We start from the raw sequence: 18,347 nt of genomic DNA on the forward strand, positions 1-18,347 counted from the left end.
TTAATTAATTTTGTGTAAATCTACAAAACTTTTAGCGGATGGGAATAGTCAATAAGATTATGGAAATTATGATGCGTAGCCGAATGAATATCATCGAGGAAAGTATCAAAAATCCAGTTGGTACGCAAGAACGTGTGTTATTTGAGAATATCAAAAAAGCCAAATCGACTATTTACGGAAAAGAATTTCATTTTGACGAAATCAAAACGACACATAAATATCAAGAGCAAGTCCCTGCGGTACATTACGAGGATTTTCAACCTTATATTGAATTAGCAAGAAAAGGAGAGAAAGATGTTACTTGGTATGGAAAAATAAAATGGTTTGCGAAATCTTCTGGAACAACAAATGCCAAAAGTAAATTTATTCCGATTAGTAATGAATCCTTAGAAGATTGTCACTACGCAGCAGGAAAAACAATGTTTGCATTGTACTTAAACGCTTATCCCGAAACGGATATTTTTATGCACAAAAACTTAAGAATTGGTGGAAGTAGTGAACTTTATCAAAAATATGATACGCGTTTTGGTGATTTGTCAGCTATTCTGATTGATAATTTACCTTTTTATGCTGAGATGAAAAATATTCCGAATCGTGAGATTTCTTTAATGTCTGATTGGAATGTGAAGATGAATGCGATTATCAATGCAACAAAAAATGAAGATGTTGGTTCTTTAACTGGCGTTCCTTCATGGATGTTAGTTGTGTTGAATAAATTATTATCCGAAACTGGAAAGAATTATTTGGACGAATTATGGCCAAATCTCGAAGTGTTTTTTCATGGTGGAATTAGCTTCAAACCTTATGCAGAAAATTATAATTTAATTACTCAGAAAAAATTAAATTATTTCGAATTATATAATGCGTCTGAAGGTTTTTTTGGAATTCAGGATCAATTAAATAGTAAAGATTTGTTGTTATTATTAGACAACGGAATTTTTTACGAATTTATTCCAATGGAAGAATTTGGTTCATCAAATCAACGATTTTTAACAATTGAAGAAGTTGAAGTTGGTAAAAGTTACGCCATAGTGATTACAACAAATGGAGGTTTATGGCGCTATATTATTGGTGATACAGTTCGCTTTACATCTAAAAATCCACACAAAATTGTTGTTTCTGGACGAACAAAACATTATATCAATGCATTTGGCGAAGAATTGATGATAGAAAATGCCGAAGAAGCTTTGAAACGCGCTTGTAATCAAACAAATTCAATTGTTTCTGAATATAGTGCTGGTCCAATTTTTATGCAAGGGAAAGAAAAAGGCGCGCATGAATGGGTAATCGAATTTGATAAAGAACCTGAAAATTTTGAGCAATTTATTGAATGTTTAGATAAAGGTTTGCAAGAAGTTAATTCGGATTACGAAGCAAAACGTTACAATAATATGACGCTTAATCGCCCAATTGTACACAAAGCTCGCAAAAAATTATTCATCGAATGGATGGCTTCACGTGGTAAGTTAGGTGGACAAAATAAAGTTCCGAGGCTAGCAAACACACGCGAATTTATAGAACCATTAATTGAATTAAATAATCGATCATAATAAAAAAGAGAATCAATATGATTCTCTTTTTTTGGTTTAAAATAAATAGGATAATTACCTCGAAACAAGTAAATTTACTATTAAGAGAAAAAATACCTATTAATGCGAAGTACGAATTTATCTGAACTTAAATTCCACCAAATTGTCGAAAATAAGTTTCAAATTTACAACAGCCTCTTTATGAGTCTGCCCTACGAAAAAATGCAAAACATCGGATCGTTGATTCCGTTTTTGTATAATGAAAGTCAAAAAGGTTTACCGGAAGGAAAATCGCCAAATGAAATCATCAACAATTTTTTTGAGAAATACACTGATTTAAAAACCGAACAAGAGCAAATCGATTTGATGTTTCGAATGATACAATACATCGAGCGACAAGTTGTTTTGTTTGATAGTATCGAAGATGCTGCATTTCCGTCATTACATTCCGAAAATGAAAAAGGAAGTTTGGAAAGCATTTACCATATTGCACAGGCGCAAGGTAAAATGGAGCAAGTAAAAACCAGAATCGAAGATTTTGTGACGAGAGTTGTCTTTACAGCACATCCAACGCAGTTTTATCCGACAAATGTTCAACAAATTATTCAAGATTTACGCGACGCAATTCAACAAGATTCGGTAAGTAAAATTGATTTATTGTTGCAACAATTAGGAAAAACACCTTTTATCAACGAAGAAAAACCAACTCCTTACGATGAAGCTGTTTCTATTATTTATTATTTGAGAAATGTATATTATCAGACAATTGGACGATTATACAACGAAATCAACCAATTGTTTTTTACAGAAAGTGAACCTCTAAAATCTCCTGTTATTCAATTAGGTTTTTGGCCTGGAGGCGATCGCGATGGAAATCCGTTTGTAACAGCAGAAATTACATGGAAAGTTGCAAGTTTATTGCGTACAAGTATCTTAAAAAATTATTACAATCATCTTAAAATTGTTCAACGTAGATTAACATTCAAGCATGTTACAGAACCTTTGAAAGCGTTGAGTAATTTGATTTACGAAAATATGTTCAATGAAAATGGAACAATTACAATTGATGAAATCAAGACGCGTTTACAAACTATTCGTACAATTTTGATTGAACAACACAACGGAATTTTCTCGGATATTTTGGACGATTTTATCACGCGTGTTGATATTTTCGGGTTACATTTTGCTTCGTTGGATATTCGTCAAGATTCGCGTGTTCATCAAAAAGTAATTAACCAAATTGTTAAAAAATATACTGGAATTAATCTGAAAGATTTAAGTGAAGCAGAACAAATCGACTTGTTAACAAATCCTTCTTTTACAGCTAAGCCTGAAGATTTTGAAGATGATATTGTCGTCGATACAATCAGAAATGTTTATCAATTAAAAACGATTCAGCAACGAAATGGCGAATTAGGTGTTAACCGATACATTATTTCAAATTCTGAAACCATTTTCGATGTCTTAAATGTTTACGCTTTATTCAAATTTTGTGGTTACAAAGATGACGAAATTAAGTTTGATATTATGCCACTTTTCGAGACGATTAGAGGTTTAGATGGTGCTGAGAATACGATGAATAAATTGTATAATCTACCAATTTATGCACAACATTTAGAACGTAGAAAACAGCGTCAATCGATTATGTTAGGTTTTTCGGACGGAACAAAAGACGGTGGTTACATCAAAGCAAATTGGGAAATTTATCGTACCAAAGAAATCCTTTCGAATGTTTCGGATAAAAATCAAATCGAAGTTATTTTCTTTGATGGTCGTGGTGGACCTCCTGCACGTGGCGGTGGAAAAACACACGAATTTTATGCTTCTCAAGGGAAAACAATTGCGAATCACGAAATTCAAATTACGATTCAAGGGCAAACAATTACGTCGAATTATGGAACAATGCCGCAGGCAAAATATAATTTTGAACAATTGTACACGGCTGGAATTATTTCGGATGTTTTCTCGACAAGCACAAGTCAGATTTCACCTGATGAACGTGTATTGATTGATAAATTAGCCACAATTAGTTATCAGAAATACGAAGATTTGAAAGCGCATCCTTCATTTTTACCTTATTTAGAAAATATGAGTACGCTTAACTATTATGGGAAAACGAATATCGGAAGCCGTCCGAGTAAACGAGGTGGTGATAAAAAATTAGAGTTCGATGATTTGCGTGCTATTCCATTTGTGGGTTCTTGGAGTCAATTAAAACAAAATGTTCCAGGATATTTTGGTGTTGGAACGGCTATAAATGAATTGAAAAAACAAGGTCATTTAGAAGATGTAAAAGATTTATTCAAAAATTCGAGCTTCTTCAAAACGTTGATTCAGAATAGTATGATGTCGATGGAAAAAACTTATTTTCCATTAACTTCTTATATGAAAGATGATCCTGAATATGGTGAATTTTGGAATATTTTGCATGATGAATTTGAATTATCAAAAGCATTATGTTTAGAAATTTCAGGTTACACAGAATTGATGCAAGACGAACCATTGAACAAATCTTCGGTACAAATGCGCGAAAAAATTGTGTTACCATTATTAACGATTCAACAATTTGCGTTGAACAAAATTCATCACGAAAGTGAGTTCAAATCAGTCTATGAGCAAATTGTAATGCGTTCGTTATTCGGAAATATTAATGCGAGTCGAAATTCGGCTTAATTTTCAGAATATCTTAATACCTTCGCAACGATGGAAAAGATTATTTTAGGGATAGATCCTGGAACAATGGTGATGGGTTTTGGTTTGATTGAAGTCAAAAACAACAAAATAAAGTTGATTACTTTAGACGAATTATTGTTGCATAAATTTCCGAATCAGCAAACGAAATTGAAAAAGATTTTCGAAAAAACTTTAGCCATTATCGATCAATATCATCCTGATGAATTAGCCATTGAAGCGCAGTTTTTTGGCGTTAATGTTCAGTCTATGTTAAAACTTGGACGTGCGCAAGGTGTTTGTATAGCCGCTTGTTTGCATCGCGATATGCCTGTGGTAGAATATGCGCCAAAAAAAATTAAGATGGCGATTACCGGAAACGGAAATGCCTCGAAGGAGCAAGTTGCGGGCATGTTACAACATTTACTTGGATTGAAAGAAATTCCAAAACGTTTGGATGCCACAGATGGTCTTGCCGTTGCGGTTTGTCATTATCTAAATTCGGGTAAAACAACTGGGACGTCAAATTCATATTCGAGTTGGGATGCCTTTGTAAAAAATAATCCGAATCGAACAAAATAAAATATATTTGTAGTAGAATTAGCAACCTAATTCGTAAAACATAAAACACATCAAATGAAAAAATATTTAATCGCTGCTTCAGTTTGTGCAACAGTTTTCTCTTCAGTGTTATTTTCTTGTAAAGATTCGACTGGAAAAAACAATACTGCAATCACTGAAATTGTTTCGAAAATTGAACAAAATAAATACAAAATTGGCGACAAAATCGATATTCCTTTAACTAATTTAGATGGAATTACGAAAGTTGTTGTTTCGGTGGATGGACAAGAAGTTCCTGCTGATTTTACGATTGACGGAAAAACAATTGGATTAGGAAATCATACGGTTAATTTGAAATTCTTCAAAGGAGAAGAAGAAACAAATTCGCGCGATTTTACGTTTGTGGTTTATGCAAAGGAGCCGGCTGCGCAATGGAATTATGAAATTGTAGGAACTTATCCACATAACCCTGATTATTTTACGCAAGGTTTTTATTTCAAAAACGGAAATATTTTCGAAGGAACTGGACTTCGTGGAGGAAATACACGTTTGATTGAATATAAATTGGGTGCAACTGAACCTACAAAATTATATCAAATCAAAGACGATGTTTTTGGAGAAGGAATTACAGAACTGAATGGTTTTATTTATCAATTAACATGGCAAGATCGTGTCATTTATAAATATGATTTAAACTTTAATCAAGTTGAAAAATTTGATATGCCAGCTCAAATTATCGAAGGTTGGGGAATTACTACAATTGGTAAAGAATTAGCTGTAACAGAAGGTTCGCAACGTATTCATTTCTTCGATGAGAAATTTAACTACCTTAGAACTGTTCAAGCTTTTGATAGCACACAACCATATAGTTATTTGAATGAAATTGAGTATCACGATGGTTTAATTTATGCAAATGTTTACCTAAAATCTGGACACGCAGATAACAGTAATATCGTGGTAATAGATCCGCAAACTGGCGCTGTAAAAGCTGAGTTTAATTTTGCTGAATTGAAAGGAAAACAAGGAAATCCACAAGCGCAAGAATTGAACGGAATCGCTTTCAAAGACAACGGAAATATGTTAGTTACTGGAAAGCTTTGGGACAAAATCTTTGAAGTGAAGATTAAGAAATAATTTCCTTAACACATAAAAAAGCAAAAAGCTCGACCTGCAAAATCGAGCTTTTCTTTTCAAAAATCATCTAAAAAATTATAAGTAAAAATTTTTAGCTATAAAGATCTATAACCAAAATTGATCTTTCCAATCTGTGTTAGTTAAAAGTGAATTAAATTGTTCTTTAATTACTTTTAACTTTTTTTGTGTTGCATTTTTCTCAAATTCAGGAAACATTTGTTTCTCCTCAAATCTGATATGCAAATCCAATTCTTCTTCGATATAAATCAAACTTTTCATCGGATTTTTTGCATCTATTTTAAACAAGCGTCTCAAACGTCTATGTTCTTTCAATGCTCTTTTTACCAAGTAATGATCTTCATCTAAAAGCGAAAACAAGTAATTTTCTTCTATCTCAAATTTTTTGAATAATACTTTTTCCCCATACCAATTTACATAATCAACAATTCGTTGAATATCGACTCCTTTATCTATTCCAGCACGAATATTCCAACAAAAAAATAATGTTTTATGATGCCTTTCGCACGCTTCATTTAGATTTACTGTTACAGTATAACTCATCTGAGAAGCAGTTCTTTGAGGAAGTTCTATTAATAGGTTCATTGTTGTAATTTTTTAATTCGGATAATCGGATATTTTTATCTTATTTTAAATCAAATTTTTTTAATGCTTAAGAAAAGCAATTCCTTTCTCTAGATCATCAATCAAATTAAACATCGATGTCTTTTCTAGCATTCCTCGCAAATCATTACGAATTGCAAAAACACGGCTATGTAAAGCACAAGGTTTGTTAGCATCGCACTCTACTAAACCTAAAATGCAACTGTGATAAAGACCATCTCCATCAATCGCTTTGATGATATTCACTAATTTGATATCTTCTAAATGCGCTGCATCCATTTGGAAACCTCCCATTTTTCCTTTAACAGATGAAATCACATTTGCTTTAACTAATTGTTGAAGAATTTTGGCTGTGTAAGCTTCTGGAGAATTAATCGAATTTGCAATTTGTTTTAAATTGACTCTCTTTCCTTCTACAGATTCTTGTGCAATAAACACACAAGCCTTAATTCCATATTCGCACGCTTTAGAAAACATTAATTTCTTTTATTCATTATAAATTATGAAACAAATATACAACTAATTTTAATTCGGACAAATTTATCTTATTAAATTTTTAAAAATAAAAAAACCACTCAAAAATGAGTGGTTTAATGTTATCTGAAAAGAAAATTTCTTAATCTTCGTCTTCGTCTTGATCAGCATCCTTAACAGCGTTACGAGAAGTACGAATAGCTACTACTACTGCGTTATCTGGATGAGCGAATGTGTAGTTATCATTTTTCAATGTTTCCACATACATTTTGTGACCGATTCTCATTGGAGTGATATCGATTTCGATTTCGTCTGGTAAGTTTGCTGGAATAGCACGAACTTTTAATTTACGCATGTTGAAACGTAAAACTCCACCAGCTACTAAACCACGAGCACGTCCTACTAAACGAACTGGTACTTCCATAGTTACTGGTTTGTCCTCGTTTAATTGGTAAAAATCTACGTGTAAGATTTTATCCGTTACTGGGTGGAATTGGATGTCTTGTAAAATTGCTTGAATTTTAGCTCCATCAGCTAACTCAATAGTTGCTGTATGAGCATCTGGAGTGTAAACTAATGATTTGAATGCTTTTTCATCAGCTGAAAAGTGGATAGGCTCTCCAGAACCGTAAACCACACAAGGTACTTGTTCAGCATTACGTAGGTTACGTGTAGCCACTTTACCTAAGTCTTCTCTTTTTACACCTTGAATTGTAATTGACTTCATAATAATATGTATATAATAAAAATAATTTAATTTTAAGTTAAATCATTAGATAACAAAACGTTGGCTAATAGATTTGTTGCTATGTACTAAATGCATAACATCAGCAAAAAGCGGAGCGCAAGATAATACTTTTATTTTAGATACGGAAGTATTTTTTAATGGAATACTATCAGTTATAGCAATTTCCGTTAATAGAGAGTTATCAAGACGCTCATAAGCTGGTCCAGATAAAACTCCATGCGTTGCAATTGCACGAACAGATTTTGCTCCTTTTTCCATAATCAATTCAGCCGCTTTAGCAAGTGTACCCGCTGTATCAATCATGTCATCCACTAAAATAACATTTTTACCTTCTACCTCACCGATTAACATCATGCTATCAACTTGATTAGCAACTTTACGTTCTTTATGACAAATTACGATATCTGCATTAAGGTATTTAGCATATGTATTTGCACGTTTAGCACCTCCCATGTCTGGAGAAGCGATACAAATATTATCTAAACCTAAACCTTTAATGTATTCAACAAAAATTGTTGAAGCAAATAAATGATCAACAGGAACTTCAAAAAATCCTTGAATTTGATCAGCGTGTAAATCCATAGTCATTACACGAGTTGCTCCAGCTGTCATTAACATTTTTGCAACTAATTTTGCTCCAATTGGCACACGTGGCGCATCCTTACGATCTTGACGAGCAAAACCAAAATAAGGAATAACAACTGTAATACTTTTAGCAGATGCGCGTTTTGCTGCATCACACATTAAAAGTAATTCCATTAAATTGTCTGTTGGTTGCATTGTAGAACCAATTAAGAAAACGCGAGCTCCGCGAATTGGCTGTTCAAAAGCGGGTACAAATTCTCCGTCGCTAAATTCTACAATTTTAGATTTACCAAGTTCTTGACCATATTGATCGGCAATTTTTTGTGCTAATTCTAATGATCCTCTGGTCGAAAAAAGAAATGCTGATTGTTCCATTGTTTGTTTTGGGAAATATTTATGCAAAAATAATTTAAATGATTCAAACATGGTACAAGAAAAATGAAAATTAATTTCGGCACAGTTATTGTGTTAATTTTTTAACATGTTTAATAATTTCAGAAAATATGACTTTAATTACTTATTGTTTTTTTCGGTAAATTATTCATTTCGTTATTAAGTATTTATATAATTTTTGTAATTAAATATATCCTCATGAAAAAGATTTCATACCTATTAAGTGTAATTGGATTAGGAATTTTTGCTCACGCGCAAGAAACTACTGAAACAATTAACAACGATTACAACAAGTGGTCTATTGAAGCACAAGCTGGTGCAAATAAGGCTACAGTTCCATTTACAAATGGATACTATAATGAAACTCCAAGTTTTTATAATGTAAACTTTGGTATTCGTTATATGTTTAATAACAAATTTGGTCTTAAATTATCAGGTGGTTATGACCGTTTGAAGGAAGGAGAAGGTTCTAAACATTTTAGATCAAATTTCTACCGTGTTGATTTATCAGGAGTTGCTAACTTAGGACGAATGATGAATTTTGAAACTTGGACAAACACGTTTGGGTTATTAGCTCATGGTGGTGTTGGTTATGGTTTTATGAACAATGATGCTACTAAGGGAGAATCATCTGGCTTATTAGATGATAACGACGAAATGGGATTAGTTTCATTAGGTTTAACTCCACAAGTTAAATTGACAAATAGACTTGTTTTAACAGGAGATTTATCTTATTCAAAAACTATTCGTCAAAAAACAACATGGGACGGACAGTCATCTAATACTTCTGCAAGTAGAGGGTTTGATGGTTCTTTATGGAACGCGACATTAGGTTTAACATTTTACTTAGGTAAAAATGAAAAACACGCTGACTGGGTTTACGAACCATCTCGTTCTGACTTAGAAGATCGTATTGCTAACATCGAACAAATGTTAAAAGATACTGACGGAGATGGTGTTGCTGATTACTTAGATCAAGAACCAGATTCAGCTCCAGGTGCAGTAGTTGACACAAAAGGTGTTACTATCGACCACAACGGAAACGGAATCCCAGATAATATTGAAGAATATATCAAACAAAATGCAGGAGGAAATACAACTATCGTTAACGATGCTGATTTCTTAGAGCAAATGATTAATTCAGGTATTATCAATGTTTACTTTGATTACAATTCTGACAAACCATACCAACAATCTGTAGGAGGTATCAAATTTGTATCTGAGTACTTAAAAGCTAAACCAAATGCTCAAATTGAGATTTTAGGTTACGCTGATCCAGTAGGAGGTGATGCTTTCAATAAAGATTTATCTCGTAGAAGAGCAGAAAATGTTAAAGCAATTTTAGTTAACCAAGGAGCTGATGCTTCTCAATTAACTACTATTGGTGAAGGTGAAGATAAAGAGTTCAAAAACTCTCAAGTTTCTTCTCATCAATTAGCAAGAAGAGTTGTTTTCAGAGTAAAATAATTCTCTCTTAATTTAAGATATTAATCAGGGATAGATTTTTTCATTTTTTTGATTATCTATTCCTGATTTTTTTTATCTTTACCGTTACTTAAATTACTATATAATGAACCCTTTTAGCCAACACTTTAATACTCCTAGATGGGTAGTATTGGTGATAGATATAATAATTGTTTTTATAAGTTATATCATAAGTAATTTTATTTTGAATAGTTTTTCAAACACGTTTAGTGTCGAGAAACTTGTTTATAAATTACCGTTTATAACATTCGTTTACTTTTTCTGTTTTATATATTTTAAGACATATAAAGGTGTTGTAAGAAAAACAGGCTTAAAAGATGCTGAAAATGTATTTGTATCTAATACTACGGCTTTTCTGATTCTTTTCTTCATCTCTTTTATCTATAGACAATTCATTGAATCTAATCTTTCGGAGAACACTCCTGTTTCATATGTTTTCAGAATGTCTTATTCTGTGATATTTGTCCATTTATTTATTTCAACAGTAATAATGGTTATTGCCAGATTATATTACAAATGGATTTATGATTATTTTTTCTCTAAAAATAAAGCTCAACAAAAAATATTGATTTACGGAGCTGGAGATTCAGGATTAATTACTCGAGATATTTTACAAAATGATACTCAGTTTAATTATAAAGTTGTAGGTTTTATTGATGATAAACCTTCTAAAATTGGAACATTTATAGATGGTGTTAAAATTTATTCTATAAATGATATTGATAATAAATTCATTGAACGAAATGATATTTCAGAAATTATTATTTCTATTCAAAATATTAAAACGAATCAATTATTAAATCTATCCAAATCATTAGAAGATTTGAATGTAAACATAAAAATAATTCCACCTATTTCTAATTGGATTGATGGTACATACAAGCCTGCTCAAATCAAACAATTAAAAATTGAAGATTTATTAGGTCGTGAATCAATTAAGTTGAAAAACCCTATTATTAATGAAAATGTACAAGGTAAGGTAATACTTGTTACTGGTGCTGCAGGTTCTATAGGAAGTGAAATTTCAAGGCAACTTGCTATGATGGATTTTGCTCAACTAATTTTGATTGATCAGGCAGAATCGGCTCTATATGATGTTCAACAGTCTTTAAAAAATGAAATTTCTGAAGAAAAACAAAATAGAATAGATTATATCGTTTCGAGTGTAAGAGATCGAAAACGAATGTTAAGCCTTTTTGATAAATATCATCCGCAAATTATTTTTCATGCAGCTGCATATAAACATGTTCCTTTAATGGAAAGATTTCCATATGAAGCAATTAATACAAATATTTATGGAACAAAAATTATTGCTGATTTAGCGAATGAATTTGGTGCCGAAAAATTTGTTATGGTTTCAACAGATAAAGCGGTTAATCCGACTAACGTGATGGGAGCAACCAAACGTGTGGCAGAAATTTATGTAAATTGTACAAATGAAAAATCTAAAACAAATTATATTGTTACTCGATTTGGCAATGTCTTAGGATCTAATGGTTCTGTAATACCTTTATTCAAACGTCAATTAGAAAACGGAGGTCCTTTGACAGTAACACATCCCGATATTACACGTTTTTTCATGACTATTCCAGAGGCCTGCCAATTAGTATTAGAAGCGGCTATTATGGGAAAAGGTGGTGAGATTTTTGTATTCGACATGGGCGAATCAATGAAAATTATTGATCTTGCTAAAAGGATGATTAGATTAAGTGGCTTTAAATATCCTGAAGAAATTGATATAAAAATTGTAGGTTTGCGTCCAGGTGAAAAAATCTATGAAGAGTTATTGGCTAATGATGAAAATACAGTAAAGACCCATCATGAAAAAATAATGATAGCAAAAGTTAATACAAACAAATGTCAAGACAATAAAAAACTAATTGAAGAACTATGCTTAATGTCTTCAACCATAGAAAAACATGAGCAAGTGATGCAATTAGTAGCAAAAATTAAAGAAATTGTACCCGAATTTAAATCTCAAAACTCAGAATTTGAAAAACTTGATAACTTAATATATGAAAAATAAAATTTTCCAATTTTTATGTCTTCTATCTTTAATTGTAGTTACGTCGTGTGGCTCAAGTAAAGAAATTGTTTATTTTCAAACCCCAGAAGAATTAACAACTAATTTTGAACAACATATACCAAAAATACAACCAACAGATCAATTAGCAATTGTTATATCTGCTGCTGATGTTGCAGCTGCAGCACCTTTTAATCAATTAAGTACAATTCAAACAACCGCTAATAGTAATACATTATCTCCATATAGCCCAACCTATACTGTAGATGAAAATGGAGAGATTAGTTTACCTATGATTGGAAATATAAAGATTGGTGGACTTACAAGAAGTCAAGCGATTGAAATAATAAAAACTAAAGTAAGTAAATATATAGTTAATCCAGGTGTTAATGTAAATTTTGTAAACTTCAGAATTAGTGTATTAGGAGAAGTAGCTCGTCCAGGAAGTTTTATTGTTCCGACAGAAAGAATCACACTTTTGGATGCTTTAGGTATGGCTGGAGATCTTACCATTAAAGGGAAACGAGAAAACGTAACGGTGATTAGAGAAAGTAATGGAGTGAAAGAACGTTATAATGTTGATTTAACTTCTGAATCTGCTCTCAATTCTCCTGTTTATTATTTAGCACAAAACGATGTGGTTTATGTAGAGCCAAACTCTGCACAAGTTTCTGCATCAAAATTTACACCTAACTATTCGTTATGGATTTCTATGGCAGGTGTTATTATTTCTGTAATTTCTGTTTTAACAAGGTAAGATGAATCAAATTAATAATTCGACAAATAACTCTTCTTTTGAAGAAGAAGAAGAGAATATTAATCTTAGACAAGTTTTAGAACAATATTTATATTATTGGAAATGGTTTGTTTTGGGATTAATCGTAGCCATTATAGGGGCGTTATTTTATTTAAAATATACACAAAAACAATATCAAGTTTCTGCTAAAATTCTTTTAAATGAAAAAGAATCTGCAGCTGGAGAGTTAGCCGGTTTGGCAGATGCAGCAACTATGTTTGGTACGAGTTCTAATGCAGAAGTTGGTGACCAAATCGAAATTCTGAAATCAAGACGTTTAATTTCTAAAGTGGTTGAACAAAATAATTTTAATATTCGCTATTTTAGTGTTGGTAGAATTGCTGAAATTGAAACAACAGCTAATGATTCTCCTATTAAGATTTTATTTCTTAATGAAGCTGATAAACTTAATGATGAATTATATGAAGAACTAAATATTAAAATTGAATCTACCACAAAGTTTAGCTTAACTAACAATAATACAAAAGAAACAAAATCTTATTCTTTTGGTCAAAAAATTGAATCTCCTTTTGGAGATATTGTTATTAGTCCAAATAAAAATATTTCAAAAAGTATTGATTCTGAATATTTAATTAAACTAAGTTCATTAAATAATACTGTTAATTATTATCAAGCTAAAATTCAAATTGAACCAAACAGTGATAAAAATTCAAAAATTGTTAACTTCAATTTAGTTGGTAGTGTTCCTGAGATTTCGAAACAGTTTATTGATAATCTAATTAAACAATATAATTTAGACCTTGTTACCGATAACAATAAATTGACAGAAGCAACTTCTAAATTTATTGATTCTAGGTTAGCTATTGTTACTGGAGATCTTCAAGGAGTAGATAAAGATTTAGAAAGATATAAACAAAGCAACAATATTACAGATGTTACTTCAGAAGCAAATATTTTCTTACAAAATGCATCTGATAATGAGAAGAAATTATTAGAATCTTCTACTCAACTTCAATTAGTCGATTATATGAACTCCGCTTTAAGTTCTAATAAATCAGATCTCTTACCAACAAATATTGGTTTACAAGATCAAACTGTTGCTTCACAGATTGCTTCTTATAACGAATTAGTTTTAACGAAAGATGACATGTTAAAGTCTGTGACTAATGAACATCCAAATGTCGTAAAACTTCAGGAACAGATTAGTGATATTAAACGAAACTTAAAAAATAGTTTACGTTTATACAGAAATAATACGCAAACAACTTTAAGTTCTATTCAAACGAAACAAAATCAAATAAGAAGTCGTATTCAAAAGGTTCCAAGTCAAGAACGTGGATTTAGAGATATCTCAAGACAACAACAAATTGTTGAAGCTTTATACTTATTCTTATTACAAAAACGAGAAGAAAATGAAATAAAAGCTGCTGCAACACCTGAGAATATAAAGGTTATTGATTTTGCTTACGATTCTAAAATTCCTGTTTCACCCAAAAAGAATATTGTTTTATTAGGTGCTATCATTTTAGGAATAATTGTTCCATTTGCTTTTATTTACATTTACAAATTACTAAATAACAATGTAAATATTAAAGAAGATGTAGAAGATGCTGTAGGAGCTCCAATTGCTGGGCAAGTTCCTAAAAGTGAAATTTCTATTATAGAACCTAATGATAGCTCGAGCGTCGCAGAAGCATTCAGAATTTTGAGAACAAATATGAATTTCCTTCTTAGAAATTCTACTGAGCCACAATCAATCTACATAACATCTACAATAAAAGGAGAAGGAAAAACTTTTATTTCTACAAATCTTGCCCAAATCTTAACAATGTCAGGTAAATCTGTTTTATTAATTGGAGCAGATATTAGAAGTCCAAAAGTTTTAGATTATTTAGGAATTACTGATCAATACAGACACAAATATGGTGTTACAGAATATTTGATTTCAAATGATATTAATATTAGTGATATCATCATCAAAAATCCTGCTGATTATAAATTTGATGTTATTTATTCTGGACAGGTAGCTCCAAATCCTTCAGAGCTATTGATGAACGGACGTTTTGATGATATTGTCAAATATGGAAAAGCAAACTATGATTATGTATTAATAGATACTGCGCCTGTTAGTTTAGTTACTGATACTTTATTAATTTCTGACAGTGCAGATATTACAATGTACGTTGTTCGTGCTAATTATTTAGACAAACGAATGTTGGCTATTCCTAAAGAATTATATCAAGATAAGCGTCTTAAAAATATGGCAATGGTTGTCAATGATGTTGACTTTACAAAAGGGTACGGATATGGGTACGGATATGGGTACGGATATGGTGAAAATCATAATAAAGGAAACTCTTTCTTTAGTAAATTATTCGGTAAAAAATAAAAACAAAAGCCACTTCTTTCGAAGTGGCTTTTTGTTTTTATTATAATCTATTTTATTGTCTTTGTCTCACAGCTTCGTAAACACAAATCGCTGCTGCGTTACTCACATTTAACGAATCTACAAACCCTAACATCGGAATTTTAATCAACGAATCTGAATTATCAGCCCAAAAATCAGAAAGCCCTGTTGCTTCTGTTCCTAAAATAATGGCAGAAGATTTTGTGAAATCAGTCTCGTATAAATTCTTTGTTTCTTCTCTTAAAAATGTTGAAACCACTTGAATATTTTTCGATTTTAAGAAATCCAAAACAGCCTCTTTACTTGCTGATGCAATTTGATTGGTAAACAATGTTCCGACCGAAGAACGAATCACATTTGGATTGAAAAAATCTACTGTTTCATCACAAACAATTACAGCATCTACGTTTGCTCCATCTCCAGTTCGTAAAACTGCACCAAGATTTCCAGGCTTTTCTACCGCTTCCAAAATAACAACCAATGTATTTTCTGGCAATTGTAAATCTGTCAATGTCGAAGATTTCGTTTTATAGACACCAATAATTCCGCCTGTTGATTTTCTATACGCAAGCTTCTCAAAAACTTGTTTGGTAATTGTAAATACTTTTGCTTGTCCAAAATCTATTGATTTGTTATAAATATCTTCGCAAATATAAATTTCAACCGCTTCGTAACCACCTTTTACAGCTAATTCATTTTCTTGTGTTCCTTCCACAATAAATAAACCTTGATTTTTACGTTCTCTCGATTTTTCTTGCAATTTCAGCAAGTTTTTAATCCTTGGATTTTGAAGACTTTCTATTAACATTTTACAAAATTACTCGAAATTCATTGAAATAGATGCAAATTATTTCGTTGTTGCCAATTTTTTACTAACAACTTTTAATAAATTATATTTTAAGGAAGAAGCGTCAGCTGGTGGATTCTGTACTTTCGATGGTGAAACAATATTTTGATACTCATAACCTGACATGCTTAAATACTTCAATCTGATTATAAAAATATTTCCATTCTTCCGTTGCATTCTTTTCTTTTACCAACATACATTGCATTTTAGCAGCTCCGGCAGAACATTCTCTTATTTTGGAGCATTTGTTTACAACTCTTCTCCTTCCTTCATTACATTTGTCTAGACACACGAAATAAATAATCAAGGCCTAAAACGCTCGATAAAATAATTTTTTTCATAAAATTGAATTTACTTATCCATGAAAAATATTATGCAAAAACAATGTTTAATTCATAAACATTATTCATTCCAAATATTTAACTTGATTATAAATAACTTAATCACTTGTATTTTTTGTTGTACCTTTGCACCTTAAAATCAGAATTTTCGTATGACCAAAGATGGAAAAATGGAGTTGATGGCTCCTGCTGGGAATTTCGAATCGTTACAAGCGGCTTTAGATAACGGAGCTGATTCTGTATATTTTGGAGTTGAGCAGTTGAATATGCGTGCGAGAGCATCAATAAACTTTACAATGGACGATTTACCAGAAATCGTAAAACGTTGTGAGGAAAAAGGTGTGCGTTCTTACCTTACTTTAAATACAATTATATACGATCACGATTTATCTTTAATCAAAAACTTATTGGACAGAGCAAAAGAAGCTAATATTACGGCTGTTATTGCTATGGATCAATCGGTTATTGCCTATGCAAGACAAATTGGGATTGAGATTCATATTTCGACACAAATTAACGTTACGAATATCGAAACAGTAAAATTCTATGCAATGTTTGCTGATACAATGGTATTATCGCGTGAATTGAGTTTGAAACAAGTGAAAAAGATTTGTGAACAGATTATTAAAGATGATGTTCGTGGACCAAGTGGAAATTTAGTTGAAATCGAAATTTTCGGTCACGGAGCATTGTGTATGGCTGTTTCAGGTAAATGTTACTTGAGCTTACATTCTCACAATTCTTCTGCAAATCGTGGAGCTTGTAAACAAAACTGTCGTAAAAAATATACCGTAATCGACCAAGAATCTGGTTTCGAAATCGAATTAGATAACGAATACATGATGTCACCAAAAGACCTTTGTACAATGGAATTTTTGGACGAAGTGGTTGATGCAGGTGTAAAAGTATTGAAAATTGAAGGTCGAGGACGTGCTCCAGAGTATGTTGCAACTGTAATTCGTGCATATAGAGAAGCGATTGATTCTATTGCGGATAAAACATATTCAAAAGATAAAGTGGATTACTGGATGGGATTATTGCAAACTGTTTATAATCGTGGTTTTTGGTCTGGATATTATTTAGGTCAAAAATTGGGAGAATGGTCTGCTGTTCCAGGTTCTATGGCAACTCAGAAAAAAGTTTACATCGGAAAAGGAGTTCATTTCTTCCCAAAACCAAGCATTGGTCAATTTGTAATTGATGCCTATGATTTGAAAGTTGGAGATTTGATTTTAGTAACAGGACCAACAACTGGAGCCAAAGAAATGGTGGTTACAGAAATGATGGTGGAAGATGTAAAATCTGAAACAGCTAAAAAAGGTGATTCGATTACAATTCCGATGGAATTTAGAATTCGTCCTTCTGATAAATTATACAAATTAGTAAAAGTAGAAGAGCCAGGAACGCAACAAAATAGTGTTGAAGAAGGCGCTTATTCTCATTAAAAAATAGTTTTCAATGGTCATTATTACGTTACAACGCGATAAATGCATCGGATGCAACTATTGTTATGAGTTAGCACCAGAACGATTCAGAATGTCAAAAAAAGATGGTAAATCTGTTTTATTAAAAGCAATTGATAAAAAAGGTTTCCATACGTTGAAAGATCCTGATCATTCTATCGCAGATAATTGCGAACGTGCTGCCAAAGCTTGTCCTGTAAACATTATTACAGTAAAAGAAATTTAGGTTAAAACATTAGCTATATAAAAAGTCCATCAAAATTTTGATGGACTTTTGTTTTATGTAAAAAAGGCACTCTCCTTTAAAGT

At 31.7% G+C, this 18,347-nt stretch carries 15 protein-coding genes and 1 pseudogene; 10 read left to right on the top strand and 6 right to left on the bottom strand.

The window, feature by feature from the left end; translation table 11 throughout:
- The first annotated feature begins 38 nt into the window (after nt 1-38).
- From B4G36_RS07400 to B4G36_RS07415, 4 genes are all read left to right on the top strand, one after another.
- Complete coding sequence (locus B4G36_RS07400; RefSeq protein ID WP_291063063.1) at nt 39-1,550, top strand: GH3 auxin-responsive promoter family protein; 1,512 nt, start codon at nt 39-41, stop codon at nt 1,548-1,550.
- A 102-nt stretch (nt 1,551-1,652) separates the two neighbouring features.
- Nucleotides 1,653-4,202 carry a phosphoenolpyruvate carboxylase gene (locus tag B4G36_RS07405; protein ID WP_291063065.1) on the top strand — a complete coding sequence of 850 codons (2,550 nt, stop codon included), beginning with the start codon at nt 1,653-1,655 and terminating at the stop codon, nt 4,200-4,202.
- A 30-nt stretch (nt 4,203-4,232) separates the two neighbouring features.
- Nucleotides 4,233-4,781: a crossover junction endodeoxyribonuclease RuvC gene (gene ruvC / locus B4G36_RS07410; RefSeq protein ID WP_291050598.1), complete on the top strand. Its 549-nt coding sequence runs from the start codon at nt 4,233-4,235 to the stop codon at nt 4,779-4,781.
- A 54-nt stretch (nt 4,782-4,835) separates the two neighbouring features.
- Complete coding sequence (locus B4G36_RS07415; protein WP_291063067.1) at nt 4,836-5,894, top strand: glutaminyl-peptide cyclotransferase; 1,059 nt, start codon at nt 4,836-4,838, stop codon at nt 5,892-5,894.
- Nucleotides 5,895-5,999: 105 nt separating this feature from the next.
- Here the strand turns inward: B4G36_RS07415 and B4G36_RS07420 are convergent, their stop codons facing one another.
- The 4 genes from B4G36_RS07420 to B4G36_RS07435 all read right to left on the bottom strand — a co-directional run bounded on the left by B4G36_RS07420 (nt 6,000) and on the right by B4G36_RS07435 (nt 8,697).
- Complete coding sequence (locus B4G36_RS07420; protein WP_291063069.1) at nt 6,000-6,497, bottom strand: hemerythrin domain-containing protein; 498 nt, start codon at nt 6,495-6,497, stop codon at nt 6,000-6,002.
- A 60-nt stretch (nt 6,498-6,557) separates the two neighbouring features.
- Entirely contained in the window at nt 6,558-6,992 is a 435-nt protein-coding gene (locus tag B4G36_RS07425; RefSeq protein WP_038336279.1) for an RrF2 family transcriptional regulator, read from the bottom strand.
- Between the two features lie 139 nt (nt 6,993-7,131).
- Nucleotides 7,132-7,716 carry a 50S ribosomal protein L25/general stress protein Ctc gene (locus tag B4G36_RS07430; protein ID WP_038336278.1) on the bottom strand — a complete coding sequence of 195 codons (585 nt, stop codon included), beginning with the start codon at nt 7,714-7,716 and terminating at the stop codon, nt 7,132-7,134.
- Nucleotides 7,717-7,761: 45 nt separating this feature from the next.
- Nucleotides 7,762-8,697, bottom strand: coding sequence for a ribose-phosphate pyrophosphokinase (locus tag B4G36_RS07435; RefSeq protein ID WP_038336277.1), 936 nt, complete (start codon nt 8,695-8,697; stop codon nt 7,762-7,764).
- A gap of 216 nt (nt 8,698-8,913) precedes the next feature.
- Between B4G36_RS07435 and B4G36_RS07440 the strand changes: the two genes are divergently transcribed.
- The 4 genes from B4G36_RS07440 (at nt 8,914) to B4G36_RS07455 (ending at nt 15,369) form a co-directional block, all read left to right on the top strand.
- Complete coding sequence (locus B4G36_RS07440) at nt 8,914-10,182, top strand: OmpA family protein (protein ID WP_291063071.1); 1,269 nt, start codon at nt 8,914-8,916, stop codon at nt 10,180-10,182.
- Between the two features lie 103 nt (nt 10,183-10,285).
- Nucleotides 10,286-12,226 (top strand): polysaccharide biosynthesis protein, encoded by a 1,941-nt coding sequence (locus tag B4G36_RS07445; protein WP_291063073.1) that lies wholly within the window; start codon nt 10,286-10,288, stop codon nt 12,224-12,226.
- Nucleotides 12,216-12,980 (top strand): polysaccharide biosynthesis/export family protein, encoded by a 765-nt coding sequence (locus tag B4G36_RS07450; RefSeq protein WP_280049864.1) that lies wholly within the window; start codon nt 12,216-12,218, stop codon nt 12,978-12,980. The genes B4G36_RS07445 and B4G36_RS07450 overlap by 11 nt, the downstream gene beginning before the upstream one ends.
- Before the next feature lies 1 nt (nt 12,981).
- On the top strand, nt 12,982-15,369 hold the full coding sequence (locus B4G36_RS07455) for a GumC family protein (protein ID WP_291063076.1): 2,388 nt from the start codon (nt 12,982-12,984) through the stop codon (nt 15,367-15,369).
- A 52-nt stretch (nt 15,370-15,421) separates the two neighbouring features.
- Here the strand turns inward: B4G36_RS07455 and B4G36_RS07460 are convergent, their stop codons facing one another.
- Nucleotides 15,422-16,195 (bottom strand): TrmH family RNA methyltransferase, encoded by a 774-nt coding sequence (locus B4G36_RS07460; RefSeq protein ID WP_291063078.1) that lies wholly within the window; start codon nt 16,193-16,195, stop codon nt 15,422-15,424.
- 39 nt (nt 16,196-16,234) lie between these two features.
- A pseudogene (locus tag B4G36_RS14010) lies at nt 16,235-16,439 on the bottom strand (DUF4377 domain-containing protein).
- A gap of 288 nt (nt 16,440-16,727) precedes the next feature.
- On the opposite strand from B4G36_RS14010, the gene B4G36_RS07470 reads away from it, so the two are divergent.
- Nucleotides 16,728-18,020, top strand: a complete 1,293-nt coding sequence (locus B4G36_RS07470) for a peptidase U32 family protein (RefSeq protein WP_221854733.1) — start codon at nt 16,728-16,730, stop codon at nt 18,018-18,020.
- A gap of 13 nt (nt 18,021-18,033) precedes the next feature.
- On the top strand, nt 18,034-18,264 hold the full coding sequence (locus B4G36_RS07475) for a ferredoxin (RefSeq protein WP_038336269.1): 231 nt from the start codon (nt 18,034-18,036) through the stop codon (nt 18,262-18,264).
- Nucleotides 18,265-18,347: the final 83 nt, after the last annotated feature.

Source organism: Empedobacter sp. UBA3239 (genome assembly GCF_002362875.1).
Lineage (GTDB): Bacteria > Bacteroidota > Bacteroidia > Flavobacteriales > Weeksellaceae > Empedobacter > Empedobacter falsenii_B.

Bases quoted from the DNA above. Each gene is read 5' to 3' on its own strand.
- B4G36_RS07400 (WP_291063063.1), top strand. From the start codon at position 39: ATGGGAATAGTCAATAAGATTATGGAAATTATGATGCGTAGCCGAATG.
- B4G36_RS07405 (WP_291063065.1), top strand. From the start codon at position 1,653: ATGCGAAGTACGAATTTATCTGAACTTAAATTCCACCAAATTGTCGAA.
- ruvC (WP_291050598.1), top strand. From the start codon at position 4,233: ATGGAAAAGATTATTTTAGGGATAGATCCTGGAACAATGGTGATGGGT.
- B4G36_RS07415 (WP_291063067.1), top strand. From the start codon at position 4,836: ATGAAAAAATATTTAATCGCTGCTTCAGTTTGTGCAACAGTTTTCTCT.
- B4G36_RS07420 (WP_291063069.1), bottom strand. From the start codon at position 6,497: ATGAACCTATTAATAGAACTTCCTCAAAGAACTGCTTCTCAGATGAGT.
- B4G36_RS07425 (WP_038336279.1), bottom strand. From the start codon at position 6,992: ATGTTTTCTAAAGCGTGCGAATATGGAATTAAGGCTTGTGTGTTTATT.
- B4G36_RS07430 (WP_038336278.1), bottom strand. From the start codon at position 7,716: ATGAAGTCAATTACAATTCAAGGTGTAAAAAGAGAAGACTTAGGTAAA.
- B4G36_RS07435 (WP_038336277.1), bottom strand. From the start codon at position 8,697: ATGGAACAATCAGCATTTCTTTTTTCGACCAGAGGATCATTAGAATTA.
- B4G36_RS07440 (WP_291063071.1), top strand. From the start codon at position 8,914: ATGAAAAAGATTTCATACCTATTAAGTGTAATTGGATTAGGAATTTTT.
- B4G36_RS07445 (WP_291063073.1), top strand. From the start codon at position 10,286: ATGAACCCTTTTAGCCAACACTTTAATACTCCTAGATGGGTAGTATTG.
- B4G36_RS07450 (WP_280049864.1), top strand. From the start codon at position 12,216: ATGAAAAATAAAATTTTCCAATTTTTATGTCTTCTATCTTTAATTGTA.
- B4G36_RS07455 (WP_291063076.1), top strand. From the start codon at position 12,982: ATGAATCAAATTAATAATTCGACAAATAACTCTTCTTTTGAAGAAGAA.
- B4G36_RS07460 (WP_291063078.1), bottom strand. From the start codon at position 16,195: ATGTTAATAGAAAGTCTTCAAAATCCAAGGATTAAAAACTTGCTGAAA.
- B4G36_RS07470 (WP_221854733.1), top strand. From the start codon at position 16,728: ATGACCAAAGATGGAAAAATGGAGTTGATGGCTCCTGCTGGGAATTTC.
- B4G36_RS07475 (WP_038336269.1), top strand. From the start codon at position 18,034: ATGGTCATTATTACGTTACAACGCGATAAATGCATCGGATGCAACTAT.